The organism is Bradyrhizobium nitroreducens, from assembly GCF_002776695.1.
GTDB lineage: Bacteria > Pseudomonadota > Alphaproteobacteria > Rhizobiales > Xanthobacteraceae > Bradyrhizobium > Bradyrhizobium nitroreducens.
Genome location: NZ_LFJC01000003.1, coordinates 3,123,188 through 3,141,742, shown reverse-complemented (window position 1 = coordinate 3,141,742; position 18,555 = coordinate 3,123,188). Strand labels below are relative to the sequence as shown.

The 18,555-nt window shown below is 59.6% G+C and carries 15 protein-coding genes; 3 read left to right on the top strand and 12 right to left on the bottom strand.

Going from position 1 to position 18,555, the window contains the following annotated elements; translation table 11 throughout:
• Nucleotides 1-28: 28 nt before the first annotated feature.
• The gene (locus TSA1_RS15430) at nt 29-1,714 is read right to left on the bottom strand and encodes an MFS transporter (protein ID WP_100177110.1); all 1,686 of its coding nucleotides are present in this window, start codon (nt 1,712-1,714) and stop codon (nt 29-31) included.
• A 583-nt stretch (nt 1,715-2,297) separates the two neighbouring features.
• Between TSA1_RS15430 and TSA1_RS15425 the strand changes: the two genes are divergently transcribed.
• Entirely contained in the window at nt 2,298-2,927 is a 630-nt protein-coding gene (locus TSA1_RS15425; protein ID WP_100177109.1) for a helix-turn-helix domain-containing protein, read from the top strand.
• A gap of 205 nt (nt 2,928-3,132) precedes the next feature.
• Nucleotides 3,133-4,560 (top strand): NAD-dependent succinate-semialdehyde dehydrogenase, encoded by a 1,428-nt coding sequence (locus TSA1_RS15420; protein ID WP_100177108.1) that lies wholly within the window; start codon nt 3,133-3,135, stop codon nt 4,558-4,560.
• A gap of 87 nt (nt 4,561-4,647) precedes the next feature.
• Here TSA1_RS15420 and TSA1_RS15415 read toward each other — a convergent pair whose 3' ends face one another.
• The 10 genes from TSA1_RS15415 to TSA1_RS15370 form a co-directional block, all read right to left on the bottom strand.
• The gene (locus TSA1_RS15415; RefSeq protein WP_100177107.1) at nt 4,648-5,544 is read right to left on the bottom strand and encodes an SDR family NAD(P)-dependent oxidoreductase; all 897 of its coding nucleotides are present in this window, start codon (nt 5,542-5,544) and stop codon (nt 4,648-4,650) included.
• Between the two features lie 8 nt (nt 5,545-5,552).
• Nucleotides 5,553-6,302: an SDR family oxidoreductase gene (locus TSA1_RS15410; RefSeq protein ID WP_100177106.1), complete on the bottom strand. Its 750-nt coding sequence runs from the start codon at nt 6,300-6,302 to the stop codon at nt 5,553-5,555.
• Nucleotides 6,303-6,384: 82 nt separating this feature from the next.
• The gene (locus TSA1_RS15405; protein WP_100177105.1) at nt 6,385-7,041 is read right to left on the bottom strand and encodes an ABC transporter ATP-binding protein; all 657 of its coding nucleotides are present in this window, start codon (nt 7,039-7,041) and stop codon (nt 6,385-6,387) included.
• Nucleotides 7,028-7,792: an ABC transporter ATP-binding protein gene (locus TSA1_RS15400; RefSeq protein ID WP_100177104.1), complete on the bottom strand. Its 765-nt coding sequence runs from the start codon at nt 7,790-7,792 to the stop codon at nt 7,028-7,030. Before TSA1_RS15400 ends, TSA1_RS15405 begins: the two co-directional genes overlap by 14 nt.
• Nucleotides 7,789-8,730: a branched-chain amino acid ABC transporter permease gene (locus TSA1_RS15395; protein WP_100177103.1), complete on the bottom strand. Its 942-nt coding sequence runs from the start codon at nt 8,728-8,730 to the stop codon at nt 7,789-7,791. The genes TSA1_RS15400 and TSA1_RS15395 overlap by 4 nt, the downstream gene beginning before the upstream one ends.
• Entirely contained in the window at nt 8,727-9,656 is a 930-nt protein-coding gene (locus tag TSA1_RS15390) for a branched-chain amino acid ABC transporter permease (RefSeq protein ID WP_100177102.1), read from the bottom strand. The genes TSA1_RS15395 and TSA1_RS15390 overlap by 4 nt, the downstream gene beginning before the upstream one ends.
• 7 nt (nt 9,657-9,663) lie before the next feature.
• On the bottom strand, nt 9,664-11,004 hold the full coding sequence (locus TSA1_RS15385) for an ABC transporter substrate-binding protein (protein WP_210421893.1): 1,341 nt from the start codon (nt 11,002-11,004) through the stop codon (nt 9,664-9,666).
• Between the two features lie 199 nt (nt 11,005-11,203).
• Nucleotides 11,204-12,640, bottom strand: a complete 1,437-nt coding sequence (locus TSA1_RS15380) for a class II fumarate hydratase (RefSeq protein ID WP_100177100.1) — start codon at nt 12,638-12,640, stop codon at nt 11,204-11,206.
• Complete coding sequence (locus TSA1_RS15375) at nt 12,637-14,001, bottom strand: cation:dicarboxylate symporter family transporter (RefSeq protein WP_100177099.1); 1,365 nt, start codon at nt 13,999-14,001, stop codon at nt 12,637-12,639. Before TSA1_RS15375 ends, TSA1_RS15380 begins: the two co-directional genes overlap by 4 nt.
• Before the next feature lie 83 nt (nt 14,002-14,084).
• On the bottom strand, nt 14,085-15,443 hold the full coding sequence (locus tag TSA1_RS15370) for a class-II fumarase/aspartase family protein (protein WP_100177098.1): 1,359 nt from the start codon (nt 15,441-15,443) through the stop codon (nt 14,085-14,087).
• Nucleotides 15,444-15,559: 116 nt separating this feature from the next.
• Between TSA1_RS15370 and TSA1_RS15365 the strand changes: the two genes are divergently transcribed.
• A complete protein-coding gene (locus TSA1_RS15365) occupies nt 15,560-16,309 on the top strand; it encodes a GntR family transcriptional regulator (protein WP_100177097.1) in 750 nt (249 codons plus the stop codon).
• Nucleotides 16,310-16,378: 69 nt separating this feature from the next.
• Here TSA1_RS15365 and TSA1_RS15360 read toward each other — a convergent pair whose 3' ends face one another.
• Nucleotides 16,379-18,073, bottom strand: coding sequence for a methyl-accepting chemotaxis protein (locus TSA1_RS15360; protein ID WP_161497226.1), 1,695 nt, complete (start codon nt 18,071-18,073; stop codon nt 16,379-16,381).
• Between the last annotated feature and the right edge of the window lie 482 nt (nt 18,074-18,555).

Here is an 18,555-nt window from a genome sequence, read left to right as displayed (position 1 = left end):
CATCACGATGCGAGGCTCCCAGTGCATTTCACTCCACATCGGATTTGGGCTCGCGATAGAACAATCCAGTCACAATCAGTCCCACGATAAGCCAACCGACGGTGTACCAAAGGCCCGCGAAGATGTTTCCTTGCGCGACGGCGATGGCGAACGCGAATGTCGGTAGCAGACCGCCGATCCAGCCACTGGAAAAATGATACGGAAAAGACATCGCTGTATAGCGGATGCGCGCAGGGAACATCTCCGCCATCGCCACGCCCACGGGGGCGTAACCCAATGCCATCGCAAGAAGCAGCACCAGCAGCAGTGCAATGATCTTCATTTGATCGGTCGCGGTCGGGTTCCCGGGTGCACCAAAACCCGCTTGCTTGATTCCTTCCTTGATCTCGCGCGTGAAGGTCGCCTGATCGAATGCTCCAGACGAATTTGCGATTAGCACCCGATCGCCGATCCGCACCTCGGTCGTGCCGTCACCGGGTTGATCGACACTCGTGTAATTGACGGACGATGCGGCCAGAACTTGGCGCGCGATATCGCACGGCGACGTGAACTTGCGATTTCCGAGTGGGTTGAACATGAAAGAGCAACCCGATGCGTCGGTTCGAACCGAAACAGCGGTCTCTGCCTGAGCCTTGGCGAGGGCAGGATTGGCCACTGCGGCGATCTGATGAAAGATCGGAAACGTCGCCGCTAGGCCGAGAGCAAACCCTGCAAGCATCACGGGCTTCCGACCCACGCGATCGGACAGCCATCCTGAGAACCAGATCATAGGTATCGACAAAAGCGCCGCGATCGTGGTGACCAGATTGGCGACGGGCATCGAGACATTCAATGTCCGCGTCAGAAAGAAGAGGGGATAGAGAACCGCATTGTAGTATACGACAGACATACCGCCCCCGATGCCGATCAAGGCGACGCAAAGTAGTCGGATATTTTTCCAGCTTCCAAACGTTTCGCGGATCGGCCCACTGGATAGCCGTTTTTCTTCAGCCATCTTCTGGAAGACCGGCGATTCGTGCATCTGCAGACGCACTCGAATCGATAGACCCAGGAGGACGATCGAAATAAGAAACGGAATTCGCCAGGCCCAGGCGTCGAATGCAGCCGTCGACGCAAATGCCTGCACTGTTTGTATGGAGATCAGAGCCAACAGGAAGCCGAGGGTGCCCGTCATCTGAATGAATGAGGTGCTCAAACCTCTCTTGTTTCTCTCGACGTGCTCGGTCACGTAGATGACCGCCCCACCGTACTCGCCCCCAAGCGCCAAGCCTTGCAAGATACGCAGGGCGACCAGCATGATCGGCGCAAGGATTCCCACGGTCTCGTAAATCGGAAGAAGACCTACGGCGAAGGTGGCCAACCCCATGATAACGATGGTTATCATGAAGGTACGCTTGCGGCCGATTAGGTCGCCTAATCGTCCGAATACGATCGCACCAAACGGCCGGACCACGAAGCCGACGCCGAAAGTCAGCAATGCAAAGATGAAACTTATAGACGGATCAAGACCGCTGAAGAATTTGGCCGCGAGCACTCCCGCCATCGCCGCATAGAGCGTGAATTCGTACCACTCAAAAACGGTGCCCATCGCGGCGGCCGTGATCGTGCGGACTTGCAAGCCTGTCGAACCGGCGGAATCCGAGGACGGAAGTGTGCTCCCGGTGATCTGCGATGCGATCGGCTCGTTCGGTAGACTGACTCTGTATGTCGGCATGTTTCGCTCCCCTTATTCAAAATTGACAGCAATCCGGGTCCGCGCGTTACAGACGATGGCTCTGCGCGCAGCTTCCTGACGGACGTTGGTTACTTCTTGGCTCTCGCCCCCTTCTGTAGTCGGACTGCGGACAATTCGCCGAAACGAGAAGCACCTGCCTTCTCGTTCGGCGTCATTCCCGCCATGAAGCCACATGAGAAAGCTGGATGCGTCTCCGGACGGCTTCGTCGACATCCTCCGAGGTCACGCGGCATGCGATGCGATCGCGGTTTACCGAACGATCCCGTTAAAGGACGGGCAGCTGAGCGATGGCCGCCAAGGAACGTCGATGGACGAAGCGATCGTCTCGCCTCCCAATTGCGACCCAAAATCACCGCGCGATCTCCTAAAGTTTATCTCTCATAGCAGAACTGGTATTCTTTGGAAGAATTATTTTCTTATAGCAGAATTCGTATTCTATAGAAGATTTTTGCATGGCACTTCCGTCTTCTGCAACTCGCTATGTCTGGGCCGGATGTGACATTAGAGGTGCTGCCGCTTAAGATTAAAGCGATGAGCAGCGACGGCTGAAGAGTGATTCGGAATGGCTAGGACGGCGGTAAAGAAGATTGGCAGACAGGATCCGGTAAGCCAGGCATTTGGCGACCGGGTCCGGCTACTGCGTGAGCAGGCCGACCTCACTCTCGATCAAGTCTCGAAGCTTTCGGGCGTAAGCAGAGCAATGCTTTCGAAGGTCGAGCGAGGCGAAAAAAGCCCGACCATCGGTGTCGCGAAGCGCATCGCTCATGCACTGGATACTTCGTTCTCTACACTGGTCGGTGACGAAGGAGCCTCGCGCCGTGCGTTCGCGCTAGTGCGGAAGAATCAAAGACAGGTCTTTCGTGATGCCGAAACAGGCTTCGAGCGCTATCTGCTTTCGCCGGTCATGGCCGGGATGCCGGTCGAAGTCGTCCTTCACCACCTGCCGCCTAAGGTGTCGACCGGCAAGCTGCCACCCTACCCTGCCGGAGTGACCAAGCACGTGCTCGCCTCGCAAGGCCGCATCGTGGTCGGTATCGACAATGTAGAGACCGTTCTCGAGGAGGGAGACTCGCTCTATTTCGAGGCCGATGTAGAGCATTGGTTCGAGAACAAAAGCTCCCGGTCTGTCGAATACTACCTCGTCATTTCCGCCGCACAGCTATTCCCCCGCCGCAACGACACGGCCTCCTGACTTTTCGGCGATCGCTTCTCAATCGCTCCGCTCGTTCGCGGCGGCTGGACGCCCGTCGTCGATCCCACGGCACGCGCCCCAGGACAGCGTGTGAACTTGCGGACAGATCAAATCTTCTATAGAAGATAATTTCTTCCATCGATTAATGCGAAGCCGACGGCGAGCCGCACGGCGCTGAGCATGCTTGCGCGAAAAGGGGAACGTTATGACGATCGAATTCCCGTTGGTGATCAACGGCAGGTGGCGCGAGGGCGCCGCAAGACAGGGCCAGGATGTGCTCAATCCGGCGACGGGCGAGAGCATCGGCAAGGTCGCGCATGCCAATTCGACGGATCTCGACGAAGCACTCGATGCCGCCGCTCGCGGCCTCGTCGAGTGGCAAGGGGTTTCACCTTGGCAACGCGGAGCCATACTGAAGAGTGCTGCGGACCACTTGATATCTGACATCGATTCCATCGCGCGGATCATCACCACCGAGCAAGGCAAGCCGCTCGCCGAGGCCAAAGCCGAGGTCACGCGCTCTGCGGAATTCCTGGAATGGGGCGGCGAGCAGGCCCGGCGCATCGCCGGTCGTACCCTTCGCGGTCGGGTCGCCGCCAACCGGATCGAGATAGAAACGCATCCGATCGGCGTCGTAGCCGCCTTCACGCCGTGGAACTTTCCGATGGCTCTGGCGGCCAAAAAATTCGCCGGCGCGCTCGGCGCGGGATGCTCTATCATCTGCAAGCCGTCCGAGGAAACTCCCGGGTCCGTTCTGGCCCTGGCCAAGGCATTGCTGTCTGCCGGCGTACCGCCCGCCGCGATTTCGATAGTCTTCGGCAGACCTGAAGAAATCTCGAACTACCTCATCCCTGCGGCCGCGGTCGCCAAGATAACATTCACTGGGTCCATTCCTGTCGGCAAGCAACTAGCAGCCGCGGCCGGGAGGGTCATGAAGCCCGTCACGATGGAATTGGGCGGCCACGCCCCGACTATCGTTTGCGGTGACGTCGATCCCGAGAGAGCCGCGGACATTCTAGCAAGAGCGAAATTCGCCAATTCGGGACAGATATGCCTGTCTCCGACACGCTTTTTCGTGGAGGAGAGCGTCTTCGAACGCTTTACGGCCCGCATGACCGAGCACGCCAAAGCTTGGCGAGTGGGCGACGGAATGGATCCCAAGACACAGATGGGCCCTCTTGCGAACGAGCGGCGCGTCCAAGCGATCTCGCATCTCGTGGAGGACGCCCGCCAACGTGGAGCGAAGATAGCTGCCGGAGGAAATCGCATCGGCAACAGAGGATTCTTCTACGCGCCAACGGTTATGACGGACGTTCCCGAGAACGCCGAAATTCTCCATTCGGAACCTTTTGGCCCAATTGTACCGGTCCTGCCCTTCAAAGATGAGAATGAGATGCTCAAACAAGCCAACGGACTGGAGTTTGGTCTTTCGGCATATCTTTTCTCGAACGACGCCGCACGGCAGCGTCGCTTGACCGATGCACTTCACTTCGGAACGGTGGGCGTGAACGAGTTCGTGACGCACCTGCCCGAGGTCCCTCTGGGAGGTTGGAAAGAAAGTGGATTCGGTACCGAAGGAGGTATCGAGATCTTGTCTCCTTATCAAAAGACAAAGTTCGTCAGCGTCTGGTGAACGACATTGCCTCGACGGGCTTGGCGGCACGTACCGCCGAGCCCGCAATCGGTGAGCGGGGCCGCATTGATGGCCTTTCGACGAGCGTCAGGGCCCGTCGCCGCCACTCGGCGACCATGGCTTACTCGGCATGACGACGGTACTTCCCCCGTCGACGAAAAGCACCTGACCGGTGATGAACCGCGCTTCGTCCGATGCGAGGAATGCGGCAGCTTCTCCGACATCCCAGCCTTCCCCTTGCCAAAGCATGGGCACCGAGTCATCGCGAGACCTCATCATGTCCTCGATGCCGGCGTGATTCCTTTTGTGAGCGGACTGCACCATCGGCGTCGATAGCAAGCCCGGCGCAATCGCATTGCAACGAACGCCTTTGGCGGCGTACTGAGCCGCCACGCTCATCGTCAGCGCATTCACTCCGCCTTTCGATGCAGCATACGCGATCCAAGGCACGGTAAATCTCACCGCCGCGAAAGACGAGATGTTGACGATCGCGCCCTTCCGCTGTCGCTCCATCACCGGCAGCGCCCATTTGCATGTCAAATACATGCTCTTCAAATTCACCGAGATGATCCGATCGAAGTCATCCTCGGAGCACTCCACCGGCCCTCCCATTTTCGCGATGCCGATGTTGTTATGAAGCACGTCGATCCGCCCGTTAAACGCCAACGACCTTTCGATCGTGCCCTTCACTTCCTCGGATCGAGTTGCGTCGCAAGCAAAAGCGAATGCGGCTCCGCCCTCGCTGCGGATGAGTTCGGCCGTCGCAGTGGCGGCCGCGAAGTCCACGTCTACGCAGGTGACGACAGCGCCATGTCGGGCATAGACCAGGGCGGTAGCCTCCCCGACGCCATAGACCCTATCGCTCACTTCTCGCAAGCTCCAGCCTTGTCCAGCCTCGTTGGCAGTCCCGGCTCCGAATAGCAGAATATGGCGTCCATCGAGACGAGATCTGCTCCTCGGTGCCGCGAGCGACGGAATATCCATGTTTACGGTCAGACTGTTCGTCCTCCGTCGATCGGGAATTCCACGCCGGTAATGAACTCCGCCTCATCGGAGGCCAGGTAGACAGCAGCAGCCGCGACGTCCGAGGGACGACACAGCCGGCCGAGTGGAATGCTCGCGATAAACTTCTGCCGGTTCTCAGGGGTGTCCGGCATTCCAAGCAAAGGCGCAAGCAAAGGTGTTTCCGCGGCTACCGGGCACAAAGCATTCACGCGAATCTTCCAGGGAGCGAGCTCGACGGCCAGGGAACGGGACATCAAGTTCACCGCACCTTTCGAAGCGTTGTACCAGGTCAATCCTGGTCGTGGACGGATGCCGGCGGTCGAACCTACGTTCAGGATCACGCCGCCTCCGGCGTCCCGCATTTTCGGCACGACGCCCTGCACGAAATGGTAAATCGACTTCACGTTGACGTTGAAAACGCGGTCGAAGGACGCTTCATCCGTCTCCAGCAATGGTTGATTGCGATGCGTGGTTCCGGCATTGTTGATCAGGATCCGGGGCACACCCAATCTTTTTTCCGTCTCTGCGACGACCTCAGAAACGTCCTCGGCTCGGGCGACGTCTGCCGTCACAGCAATTGCCCTCTCACCGATCTCCGTCGCAACTCTCGTCGCCGCGTCACCGCGAAGATCAGCGACAACGACCAGCGCACCTTCCGCTGCAAATCGCTTCGCAATCGCCTCGCCGAAGCCGCTTCCGCCACCCGTGACGATTGCGATCTTGTCCTTTAGTCTCATCTGGATTCTCCTACTTGATCGCCGCTCTACTCCGGCGAAAGAACTCGCGGAAACACTTTCATACCCGGTGAACCGGAGCCGATCAGGCTTGCGTTACTTCGCCGCGCTCGATGATGAAGGTAGTCTCAATCAGCGATTTCAGGAGATTGGGACTCGATTCCGTGACAAGGATAGCAACGTCCGGAAGAGCGGAACGTAAGCGCTTGAGCGCATCGACGTATCGAAGCGCCAAAGCCGGAGCCAGCCCCTGGAGCGGTTCGTCCAGAATGATCGCGCGCGTTCCGACCATGAGCGCTCGACCGAGTGCCACCATCTTTCCTTGGCCACCAGACAGCCCGGCAGCTTTGCGACCGGCCAGGTCGCGGAGCTCCGGAAGTAGTTCAAGAGCCGCTTCTAGCCGTCGCTGGCACTCGCGACCTGAAAGACCGAGAACCTGTGCCGGTAACAGCATGTTGTCGCGCACCGTAAAGCTACCGAACAAATTGCGCTCCTCCGGAGCGTAGCCGACGCCCAGCGCGCACCTGCGGTGAGCCGGCACGGCGCCGCAATCTCTGCCGTCGATGGAGACTTTTCCTTCGCGCAAGGGGGCAAGACCCATCAGCGCCCGCAACGTGGTCGTCTTTCCTGCACCATTCCGACCGATGAGCGCGACCCGCCCGCCGGGCGGTACCGTAAGCGAAACGTGACGTAAGACCCGCGCTCCGCCGATTTCGGCACATATGCCCTCAAGCTGCAGCATGACCAGCCTCTGTTTCAATCCCGATCACGTCGCGGAGCACGTTGGGATCAGTCAACACAGCGCCGGGCGGCCCGAGCGCCGCGATCTTTCCCTGACTCCAGACAGCGACCCGATCGGCAAAGCGGGAAACGACATCCATGTCATGTTCGACGAACACCGCCGTGACACCCGCGGTCCGCAGAACGCGGACCAGCGTCTCGACGATGCTTATCTTCTCAGACGCCGCGACACCGCTAGTCGGCTCGTCCATCAAGATGAGCCGGGGTTTCAGCGCAACCGCCATGGCGATGTCTGTGAGCTTCCTCGCCCCCTCGTTCAGCGTGTCGGCCCGCCGCTCCGCGATGTCCGAAAGATCGAATTGCGCCAGAATATCGTCAGCCTCTGCGCGCCAAGCGGATCGCATCAACGGTCGGATCGGTGACCAAAGGCCCTCGCGGGCGGCAATCGCAAGCGCAACGTTCTCCGCCACGGTGTGCTCCAGGAAGAGCTGTGGCAGTTGAAAGGACCGCGCAATACCGAGGCGAACGAGACGGCGTGGCGCTAGGCCGACAAGCGGTTGCCCATCATAGTGAATTTCGCCCGCTTGCGGCGTGAGATAGCCGGTCACCATGTTGATGAACGTCGTTTTTCCAGCACCATTCGGGCCGATGATGGCGAGAAACTCGCCATTCCGAACGTCCAGGTCGATGCCGTCGGCAGCTTTGACGCCGCCAAAGGCAAGCTTCAAGCCTTTCGCAGAGAGCAGAATCATGCTTGGCGCCCCCGTACAACGAGAGCCCGACCGATTCCCCAAAGTCCGCCGGGAGCAAAGAGTATGACGACCAGAAGCACCGTCCCGAGAATCATCTGCCAGGCGTCCGCCACGAGGGCCGCCGCATAGGTCCGCGTCAATTCGTAGGCAAGCGCGCCGAGAAACGGTCCGAAGACACTCCCTGCTCCGCCAAGAATGGCGATGAAAACCAATTCTCCCGACGCCGTCCAATAAGCCAACGCCGGCGTAACGTGGCGCGTCGACAATGCGATCAGGGCACCGCCGCAACCTGCCATAAACGCCGAAAGGACATAGGCAGACAAAAGTATGCGCCGCGCAGGAATACCCATGAACTCCAGACGGGCCTCGCGTGTCTTCAACGCCGATAGTGCACTCCCCATTGGAGACAGGAGGTAGAGCCGCACGAAGGCGCCGAAGCCGACCGCGAGCACCAAAGCGAGGATCAGAAGCGCCCACGACTGCTGATCCGGAGAAAGTACGACTCCCGCGAAGCTGGTGACGGGCACACGGATTCCGTCTCCGCCGCGCGTCACCTCGTAGAACTTGTCGAGCATCGAGTAGAAGACCATGCTGAGTGCCAAGTTCAGCATTCCGAAGAAGATCGCGCGGTAACGAGAGACGAAGAGCCCGACCAACAGTCCGATTGATGCGGCTACGACTGCGGCCAGCGGAAGAAGAAGGAGCACCTCCGGAATGCGGGCTGCCATAAACGCCACGACATAAGCGGCGAGCGAAAGATACAGCGCGTGGCCGAAGCTCACCTGCCCCGCACGCAGCAGCAGCAGAATACCAAGGACAGCCAGGCCTTTCGCAATCGCGATCGTCATCACAAACCGTAGCCATGGCACAGCCCAAGACAGCGCCAGGACGAACGCGGCCGCGAGGAGCGTAAGAACGAGATCAGCGTAGCGGCTCATATGCGTCGGGTCTCCGGGACGGCGAACAAGCCCTGCGGACGAACCAACAGCACCGACACCATGATGAAGTAAGGCACGACCACTTCGAATTCAGGGGCGAAATAGACGGCAAGCGAGCGGCCGAGCCCGATCATGAGCGCGGTAAGAGCCGCGCCCTCGATCTGTCCAAGTCCTGCGGTCGCGACCACCGCGAATGATAGGACGATGGTCGAGGCACCGATGCCGGGCACGAGCGATGTGGTAGGCGACGCGAGCGCCCCACCCAAAGCAGCGAGCGCGGCCCCTGCCGTGAAGGTCAGAAGCATCACCTTCCCGGCATTGATGCCCATCGCCCGCGCGGCTTCCCGATCGACCGTTACGGCAACGATCATTCGACCCGCGAGCGTGCGACGCAGGAACCAAGCGAGGCCGATCAGCGTCACGAGAGCCACGCCGGGCAATAGAAAGAGTTGATAGGATGTGAAAGGTATCGCATCTCTGCCAAAGGGGACGTCGATCGTGCCCAGCAATTTGACTGGTGCGTCGGAGACGACGGGCTGCACCCCCCAGACAAGCTTTTGAAGATCTTCGAGGATCATGAAGAGCGCGAAGGTGACGAGAAGTTGAAGGACCTCCTCTTGTCCCGACACGCTCCGTAGCAAGCGTTCTATGGGAGGACCAAGTATCGCGCCGACGATCGCGGACGAAACCACGAGCGACGGGATCGAGAGCCAAGGCGGCATACCCCGAGCGATCAGAAATAGGCTCAGGGACGCCGCAGCATAGCCCCCGATCGCATAAAGGCTTCCATGCGCGACGTTGAGCACGTGCATGACCCCGAAGACGAGATTCAGTCCGACCGCGACCATAAAGACCGCCGCCGCGTAGGATAGTCCGTCCAGCATCGCCAGACCTAGCAACATCCCGTTGTCGCCGAGCCAACCCATGATCGAGTCAGCCCCTCGATGTCACAGGCTGCGGGACCCGAGAAAGAATGTCCGGCTCGAGCGTTTTCAGCCATTCGAAGCTCGACTTTCCGACCGGCGTCGTGACCATCTCGCCCGGAAAAACGACCATGTCGGCCAGGATCGGGAACGAGTATTTTGGATCGGCGACTGTCGTTCCGACCAACATGTTCGCGAGCCCCTGACCATCCTCGCGTATCTTCACCGGGCTTGTCAGCGAGGGAAACTGAAGGCCCTTGAATGCCGCAGCAAGTTCGGCATCCGTCGGCCAGACTCCGCCCTTGGTCACCAGCGCCTTTTCGTAAGCTGCCTTCATCGCGAACACGGCCTGGGCCATGTGAAAGCACGGATAGATCGGGTAGACGCCGGTTCGCTTCCGGAAGTTCTCCGTGAACGCAGCCAAGCGTTTCGCATCTTCGGGCGAGGGATGTAGAAACCAGTGATCGCCTCGGGCGCCGATAATGTGGCCCGGCGGCAGGCTTTTGCCGACGCGCTCGAGCGACGATTCCCCCAGGGGCAGTACGAAGAGGGATCGCTCGAGAAGCTTTCGATCGGCCGCTTGGCGGATGAAAGTGTCGAGATCACCACCCCATGAGGCGTTGAACACCACATCCGGCTTGGTCGCGAGTAGACGGGTCACTTCGCTCGAATAATCCGTCGCGCCAAAACGCGGAAACATCTCGGCCACCACGCGAACGCCCGGCTTCAGCCTCTCGACGATCGTTTTGAACATCGTCCAGCTGTCCCGGCCCCACACGTAGTCTTGATTGACTACTGCGACGGTCGAGAAATTCGGCTTGTACTTGAGAAGATAGAGAACGGGGGCCAAGACCTCGGGGGTACTGTTGCCGATGGTTCGAAACACGTAATCGTAGTGCGCTTCTTCGAAAATGCGTTGAGTGCTGCAATCCCAAAGAAGCGTGGGGCGCTTCATCTCCTCCGCAATCGGCGCGCAGGCAAGACAGTCGGCGGACGAGATCGCCGCGAACATTAGATCGACTTTTTCGCTTTGCACGAGACGTCGATACTCGGCGACGAAGTGATCGACGCCAGGCCCCTCGTCGAAAAAGATCGGGCGGAGTTTTACACCGGCGATGCCTCCCGCCGCGTTCAGCTCTTCGATAAGCAGTTCCGCAGCTTGCCTCGCCGGCACGCCAAACACGCTCGCTGGCCCGGACAGATATGTTGCTATGCCGACCTTGATCTCGTCCGGCTTCCCAGCTTGCGCCTGCACACGGCGCCCAGACAACGCCAGCGCCCCAACTCCAAGCGCGGCGAGCGCGGCTCGCCGCGTCAAGATGTCAGATCTCATTTCATCCTTGGTCGACATTTTATTTCCTCCCTTTCGTCAGCTTCCGCGGACGTCTTAAGCGTCCTTGATCAGATCCCATCCCAAACGGCCGAGATATGTATTCTAAAAGAGAATCTTTCTTCTAAAGAAGACTTAGCAGGAATGGATGGCCGATGGAAGCTTAAATTGGTCGGCCGGGATGCGGTGAAGTCGCGTGTCTTCGCCGCGGGTCAATGCATCAGACCTTTGATGAAGGCGCGCTTCGCACCCCCGTCATCCGAGCCGGATCGACGATCCGGTCGTACTCGTCGCCTGACAGGAAACCCAAGGAGATCGCCGCCTGTCGAGGCGTGACGCCATCCGCCAACGCTCGCGCGGTGATTTCGGCGACCTTGTCGTATCCCAAGACAGGGTTCAGACTCGTCGCCAGGAGGAGCGCATTGGACACATTGGCTGCGAGACGCTCTCGATCGACCGTCAATCCGCGCACTAGGCGGATAGCCAGCATGCGCGAGCTATCGGACAAGACGCGAATCGATTGCAGCAAATTATAGATGAGCACAGGTTTAGCGACGTTCAGCTCGAAATTGCCCGACGCGCCTGCCGCGGTGATTGTGGCGTGATTGCCCATCGCTTGGAAGGCCGTCTGCACGACCACCTCGCCGATCGTGGGGTTCCGTTTTCCTGGCATGATCGACGACGTCAAGCCATCGTGCGGCACGATCAGCTCTCCAAGACCGCAGCGGGGGCCAGACCCCAGAAACCTAATGTCGTTTGCGATCTTGACCAGAGTGACGGCAAGCGTGTTCAACGTACCGGAAACTTCGACCAAGGTGTCGTGCGCGCCCATACCTTCAAACTTGCTCGGATTGGGAGCAAACGTCAGCCCGCACAACGAGTTCAGTTCATCGCAAAACACGACATCGAAATCGGCCGGTGCATTTAGACCGGACCCGACCGCCGTGCCGCCCTGCGACAGCCTATGCAGACGCGGTCTGGCATCCTCAATTCGCGCCAGGCAGTTGTCCACTTGACGCCAGAATGCCTCGAAGGCCTGGCCCATCGTCATCGGCACGGCATCCATGAGATGGGTACGACCTATCTTCACGACATCCGAAAACATCTCGGCCTTCGACGCAAGTTCATCGCGCAATGCCCGGACGGCCGGGAGCAGGCGATCGCGTATCTCCAAGGCGACGGCGATATGCATGACAGTGGGGAAGCTGTCGTTGGACGATTGCGAGCAATTGACGTGATCGTTGGGATGAACCGGTTTCTTCCCCCCAAGCGGTCGCCCGAGCATCTCATTGGCTCGATTGGCGATGACCTCATTGACGTTCATATTGGTCTGCGTCCCGGAACCCGTTTGCCAGACCGTCAGAGGAAAATGATCATCGAACCTCCCCTCCCGGATCTCCAGCGCAGCCAGTTCGATCGTCTTTGCCAATTCTTCATCGAGGGCCCCGAGCCGACTATTCGCGCGGGCCGCCGCGATCTTTTGGAGTGCGAAGGCGTGGAAAAGGCAGGCCGGAAAGCGCTCTTCTCCGACATCGAATACCGCGAGTGCCCGCTGGGTCTGGGCGCCCCAATAGCGGTTGGACGGGACCTCGACCGCACCGAATGCGTCCTGCTCGAGCCTTAACTGGTTCACCTCAGTCACCTCCAATGAGTTCATTTCCACCATTGCTTCGGACTAGGGGCGCCGGACCGCTTCTCGCTTGCACCGGCGCCCTTCCAAGCGGTCTCGTCGAATTCACCGGCCAATTTGGCGACCACCACGGTCGCCACTGTGTTGCCGATGACGTTGCAGGTCGACAGCGCGATGGAAAGAAAGCGATAGACGCCGAAGATTAGCGCGAGACCGTCCACGGGGAGAATTCCGGATGCCGTCACGGTCGCGGCGAAGACGACGAAGGAGCCGCCAGAGACCGTGGCTGCGCCCTTCGACGTCAGCAGCATGATTGCAAGAATGCCGATCTCCTGTTCCCACGAGAGCGGCACGCCATAGGCGTTGGCGAGAAAGATCACGCCCATCGACATAAAAAGCGAAGTGCCGTCGAGGTTGAAGGCATATCCGGTCGGCAGCACCAGCCCGACGGTCTGTTTCGAAGCGCCATAGGCGGGCAGTTTTTCCAAGAGGCGCGGCAGCACGCTTTCGGAGGAAGCGGTACCGAGCATGATGATGATCTCTTCCCGGATATAGCGCAGCAGATGGAAGATATTGATGCGGAACAGGGCGCAGACGGCGCCGAGCACGACCACGATGAACAGGATCACCAGCGCGTAGAACGTCAGCACGAAGTAAGCGAGCGAAATCAGCACGGCCGTCCCGTTCGAGCCGACCGCATAGGCGACGGCACCGAACGTGCCGATCGGTGCCAACGCCATGATGATGTGAATGAACTCGAAGAACGCGGTAGACATCGTGTTCAATCCGCTCTCGATTGGTGCGCGCTTCGCCGGCGAAAGCGCCATCAGACCGAAGCCGAAGATCAGGGCGATGACGAGCACCTGAAGCAATTCGCCGCGCGCGAAGGCGCCGATGAAATTGTCCGGAAAGACGTTGATCAGAAACTGGTCGAACGTGGTGTGCGAGGCGGCCGCTGCCTTGGTCGCGGCTTCCGCGCCCTTGGTGGCGGCAGCCGGAGCTGCAATATGATCGAGATTCCTGCCGACACCGACGAGGTTGCCGAACAGCAGGCCAAGCGCCAGCGCAATCGTCGAGACGACCTCGAAATAGACCATGGCGATGAGCCCGACCTTGCCGACCCGCTTGATGTCGCCGGCCGCAACGATACCGACGGCGACCGTCAGGAATACCAGCGGTGCGACCGCTGTCTTGATCAGCCGCAGGAAGATATCGCCGAGGATCTTCAGCGACGCGCCGAACTCGGGCCAAACGAGGCCCACGACAATTCCCAGAACCATGCTGACCGCAACTTGCAGGCCGAGGTTCTTCCATAGGGCTTTCCGCGCCGGCTTGGCGGACTGTTGGAGCGCAACGTCGTCGCGCGGTGTTGTCGCTATCGTGGCCATTATTTCCTCCGAGGATCGTCAATCGTTGTTGACTGCGCTCTCCGGCGCATTTGGGGAGATCGCGTGCCGTGCACCTGCGCGGGTCACCGGGCTCCGGCGGCTGAAATCTGGAGAACGCGATCGACCATCGGACCGCAGAGGCCGAGATAGTTGGCGGGATCACAGTGACGCCGGATCATGTCCTCGCCTCCAAGGGCTTCGGTGATCTCGGGCACGCCGGCGAGAATGTCGGCAAGCTGGCCGCCGCCTTCGATCACCCTGCGGCAGGCGTCGTACACGACATCGTGGGCCCTCTGCCGGCCGAGCTTCGGCGCCGCCGCCATCATCACCGCCTCCGCCACGATCAGACCGCGGGTGAGATCGAGGTTTTGCAGCATCCGATGCTCGTGCACGACGAGCCCGGCCAGCATGAATTTGGCGTTGGCCAGTGACGCGGCGGTCAGCAGGAAGCTTTCCGGCAGCGACACCCATTCAAGATGCCATGGGCCGGTGGCGCGTTCGAAATCGTGGATCATGCCGTCGAGCATCGCGGCGACGTGCTGGCGCACGGACTTTGCCGCGGCGAGCATCAGCTCGCTGGAGATCGGATTGCGCTTCTGCGGCATTGTCGACGATGCACCACGCCCATGCACAAACGGTTCTGAGACCTCGCCGAATTCCGACGCCGACATCAGCATCACGTCGGTCGCGATCTTGCCCAAGGTACCGGTGATCAGACCGAGCAACGTCACCGACTCGGCGATGCCGTCGCGAGCGACATGCCAGGTGATCGACGGCTGATGCAGTCCGAGTTCTTCGCAGAACAGCTTTTGCATCTCGAGGCCGCCGTCGCCGACGGAAGCGAGCGTGCCTGCGGCGCCTGAGAATTCGCCGACGAGGATGCGCGGAAGCGCCTGATCGACGCGCTCGATATGACGGTCGATCGAGGATAGCCAGACCGCGGCCTTGTAACCGAACGTTACCGGGAGTGCCTGCTGCAAATGGGTACGCCCGGCCATCGGCGTGTTGCGATACTTGTGCGCCATCACAGCCAGGATGTCGCGGACCTCTCGCAGGTCGCGCGCCACGACCTGCAATGCCGCGCGGATCTGTAGGACGTTGGCGGTATCCATGATGTCTTGGGTCGTCGCGCCCCAATGCACGAAGCGACCGGCTTCGCCCGCAGCTTCCGCCAGCTGATGCACGAGCGGGAGGATCGGATAGCCGACGATCTCGGTCTCGCGGCGCAGCTTTTCGAAGTCGATCTGGATGGAACGCGCTGCGGCTGCAATCGCCTCGGCTGCAGCTTTGGGTACCACCCCGATGCGCGCCTGAGCACGGGCCAGTGCGACTTCAGCCTCGATATAGCGACCCACTAATCCGTCATCGGCGAAGATTGCACGCATTTCGGATGTTCCGAACATGTCGCGAAATAGGCCCGAGTCAAACACCGTACTTCCCATCCCACTCCCCTACTCAATTATGTTCGTACATATTAATATGTCCGAACATAATTCGGGGTCAATCCCTTGACGCCGGCCATCCAGGCTTCCATGAGGACTCTTTAAGGAGGATTTCGGTGGTAACCCGTTACGCCTACGTGGCTCGCGCTCTAATGCAGGCGATCGCCGACGGGCGCCATCCCGTCGGTTCGTTGCTGCCCAACGAGTTCGAGCTCGCCGAGCAGTTCACCGTCAGCCGATCAACGATCCGGGCGGCGATGCGGGAGTTGCAGGCATCGGGGATCGTGAGCCGAAAGAGAAACGCCGGCACTAGGGTCGAAGCGGTTGCGCCCTTGCAGAGCGGCGGCGGCTTTTCGCAATCGCTCGGTTCTATCGAAGCGGTCCAGCAATTCGGCGTCGAGACCGAACGCCACGTTCAGCGGGTCGCCGAGGTCGTGACCGATGAACAGCTCGCTCGCGCTCTGGGCTGCCAGCCCGGGCGTCGCTGGTTGCGGATTTCAAGCTTGCGCATGATTCCGGGAGATGCAACGAAGACGCCCATCTGCTGGACCGATGTCTATGTCGACGGTACTTTCGCCGGCGAGGTCCGGACGCGAATGGACAGCCATCGCGATATCTTCGGAACACTGGTAGAAAAGATATCAGGACGCCGCTTTGTCGAGATCCGTCAGGACATCAGCGCGGTCGGCGTATCGGCGGATCTTGCTTCACCCTTGAAGGCATTGCCGGGCGCCTACGCTCTTTCGATTCGACGCCAGTATCTTTTCAGTTCGAACGAGATGGCAGAAGTCTCGCTCAGCATACATCCGGCGGATCGCTACAGCTATTCTATGCGACTCACGCGGCAGCAAGTGGAAATCACCTAGGCATTCTCGATCAGGAATCCAACCGTCGGGGCCCGAGCATCGGAGGCCATCGGATCTGGATTTTCAGCTTCAGGACGCATTTCGCAAGCCGCTGACGAAACTGTTTATCTTCCCGGACAGCGCAGACGACTGGTGCGTTAGATCGCGCGAAATGTCGAAGACCGAGCGTGCTGCTGCCCCGGTTTCCCTGGCTCCCTCCGTCACATCGACGATACTCCTCGTGACGGCCTCAGTCCGGCCTGCTGCTTCCATGATATTGCGCCCGATCTCGCTCGTTGCCGCGGTCTGCTCTTCCACCGCAGCACTAATCGAGACCGCGACCTCGTTCACTTCGTTGATCACGTCGCGCAATTCATGAAGCGCGCCAGCCGTATCCGACGCCGCGCTCTGCATCGTCAAGATCTGATCCGAAATCCGTTGCGTGGCCTGAGCGGTCTGGGTCGCTAGTCCTTTCACTTCCGACGCGACGATCGCAAATCCCCTCCCCGCCTCGCCAGCACGCGCGGCCTCGATAGTGGCGTTCAAGGCCAACAGGTTCGTCTGACTGGCGATCGTCGCGATCAGTTTGACGACTTCGCCGATCTCGAGTCCGGCCGCCTCCAGCGTCTGCACCGTGGCGCCCGAACGTTCCGACGCGAGGACCGCGCGTCCCACGACGGTTTGCGCAAGATTGGCCTGGCGCGAGATCTCCTGGATGGAAGTTCTCAGTTCCTCCGAGGCGGATGCGACGATCGTTACGTTCGTCGAAGCCTCGCTCATATCGGAAGCGACAGTCGTCGTTCTGGCTTCCGTAACTTCGGCTATCGCCGTCATCTTCTCCGACGAGCCTCCCATCTGCAGAATTCCGGCGGCCACAGCGTCGACGACGGCCTTAACGTCAGCCTCGAAAGCACCCGCCAGTCGCATTAGTTCTTGCCGCCTTTCATCGGCGAAGGCCGCTCTCTCGGTTTCCTTGGATTCGTGAAGAGACCTGTTCTCGATGGCGTTCCTTCGAAACACTTCGACGGCTGAGGCCATTTCTCCGATCTCGTCGCGGCGATCGGTTTCGACCAATTCGACGTCAGTCTCGCCAGCCGCGATGGTCCGCATGGTCTTCGAAAGCGACGACAGTGCGTTACCGATATTACGGCTGATCAGGTAGGTGAGGACAAGACTGACCGCGAGCAAACTGGCAACCGTTATCGCCAGCGTCTTTCCAGTCTCCCAGAAGGCCGCCTTGATATCGTCGATGTAGTCACCCGTCCCTATGAAGATATCCCAGGGCGCGAACGCCTTGACGTAAGTCAGCTTGCTTACGACACCGTCGACGCCAGGCTTTGGCCACATGTACTCCACGATGGCCTCACCCTTGTCGCGCACCCCATCGCGCATCAAACGAACGGGTCGCACGCCGTTCTCATCCACCACGTCCAGGATATTTTTGCCCACGAGCGCCGGATTTCCTCCGTTCGCCACGGAAACTCCCTCCATCGAGGACGCGAACGTATAGACCTGCCCGTCGCGATACATCATCGTATGAAGGCGTTTTCGCAGATCCTCGATGGCTTGTTCCTTGGACAACTTGCCGCCCGCCACATCCCGATCGAGAGACCTCGCCAAACCGATGCCCATATCTGTAGCAGCCTTGATCTCCGCGATGCGGTCGCTTCGCATCCTCAAGTAAGAAAGTTGGAGCGCGATACCGATCGAAACGCCAAGCGACAAGATCATCACCGAGATGAGGCAAAGCAGCTTCGCACGAATGGACAACCTATCGAGAAGCATGCATCCCCCGGCAATTCGTGATTTGAAGATCATCACTGCGATAAAATTAGTAGAGCGATTCTCCTAAAGAAGAATAAATATATAGCCGGTTAGCCGTTTTCGGGCGACCTTCCAATATATCCGGCAAAGTGCCCGATTGATCGCCTGCAAGGTGTTCGGCAACTTCTTCAAAACCCGGTCTTCCTGCCGAGGTCGTGTACATGCGGTGCTGCACCGCCCGATCGAATGTAAGAGCAAACGTCTCGAAATGGGCTGGCGTAGGCGCCGACGGAGCAGCAGGCACGGTCCCGAACGACCGCGGACCAGCCGTCGGCATAGATCTCCGAAGCGGCGGGCGATCCTTCTCTCCGACGAGAGCATGCGCCGTCCTCGTCTTCGTTCAATACTACCGGCACAAACGTCATTCTGGAATCGATCACGCTGCCGCTTCGACTCGCCCCTTCGCCTTGGTGGCCTTCATGTCCTTTGCAGGCGGCATACCG

Excerpts from the sequence above, each read along its gene's own strand:
- TSA1_RS15420 (WP_100177108.1), top strand. The coding sequence starts at position 3,133 with ATGACGATCGAATTCCCGTTGGTGATCAACGGCAGGTGGCGCGAGGGC.
- TSA1_RS15405 (WP_100177105.1), bottom strand. The coding sequence starts at position 7,041 with ATGCTGCAGCTTGAGGGCATATGTGCCGAAATCGGCGGAGCGCGGGTC.
- TSA1_RS15385 (WP_210421893.1), bottom strand. The coding sequence starts at position 11,004 with ATGTCGACCAAGGATGAAATGAGATCTGACATCTTGACGCGGCGAGCC.
- TSA1_RS15410 (WP_100177106.1), bottom strand. The coding sequence starts at position 6,302 with ATGAGACTAAAGGACAAGATCGCAATCGTCACGGGTGGCGGAAGCGGC.
- TSA1_RS15380 (WP_100177100.1), bottom strand. The coding sequence starts at position 12,640 with ATGAACTCATTGGAGGTGACTGAGGTGAACCAGTTAAGGCTCGAGCAG.
- TSA1_RS15390 (WP_100177102.1), bottom strand. The coding sequence starts at position 9,656 with ATGGGTTGGCTCGGCGACAACGGGATGTTGCTAGGTCTGGCGATGCTG.
- TSA1_RS15430 (WP_100177110.1), bottom strand. The coding sequence starts at position 1,714 with ATGCCGACATACAGAGTCAGTCTACCGAACGAGCCGATCGCATCGCAG.
- TSA1_RS15360 (WP_161497226.1), bottom strand. The coding sequence starts at position 18,073 with ATGCTTCTCGATAGGTTGTCCATTCGTGCGAAGCTGCTTTGCCTCATC.
- TSA1_RS15425 (WP_100177109.1), top strand. The coding sequence starts at position 2,298 with ATGGCTAGGACGGCGGTAAAGAAGATTGGCAGACAGGATCCGGTAAGC.
- TSA1_RS15400 (WP_100177104.1), bottom strand. The coding sequence starts at position 7,792 with ATGATTCTGCTCTCTGCGAAAGGCTTGAAGCTTGCCTTTGGCGGCGTC.
- TSA1_RS15370 (WP_100177098.1), bottom strand. The coding sequence starts at position 15,443 with ATGGGAAGTACGGTGTTTGACTCGGGCCTATTTCGCGACATGTTCGGA.
- TSA1_RS15375 (WP_100177099.1), bottom strand. The coding sequence starts at position 14,001 with ATGGCCACGATAGCGACAACACCGCGCGACGACGTTGCGCTCCAACAG.
- TSA1_RS15395 (WP_100177103.1), bottom strand. The coding sequence starts at position 8,730 with ATGAGCCGCTACGCTGATCTCGTTCTTACGCTCCTCGCGGCCGCGTTC.
- TSA1_RS15415 (WP_100177107.1), bottom strand. The coding sequence starts at position 5,544 with ATGGATATTCCGTCGCTCGCGGCACCGAGGAGCAGATCTCGTCTCGAT.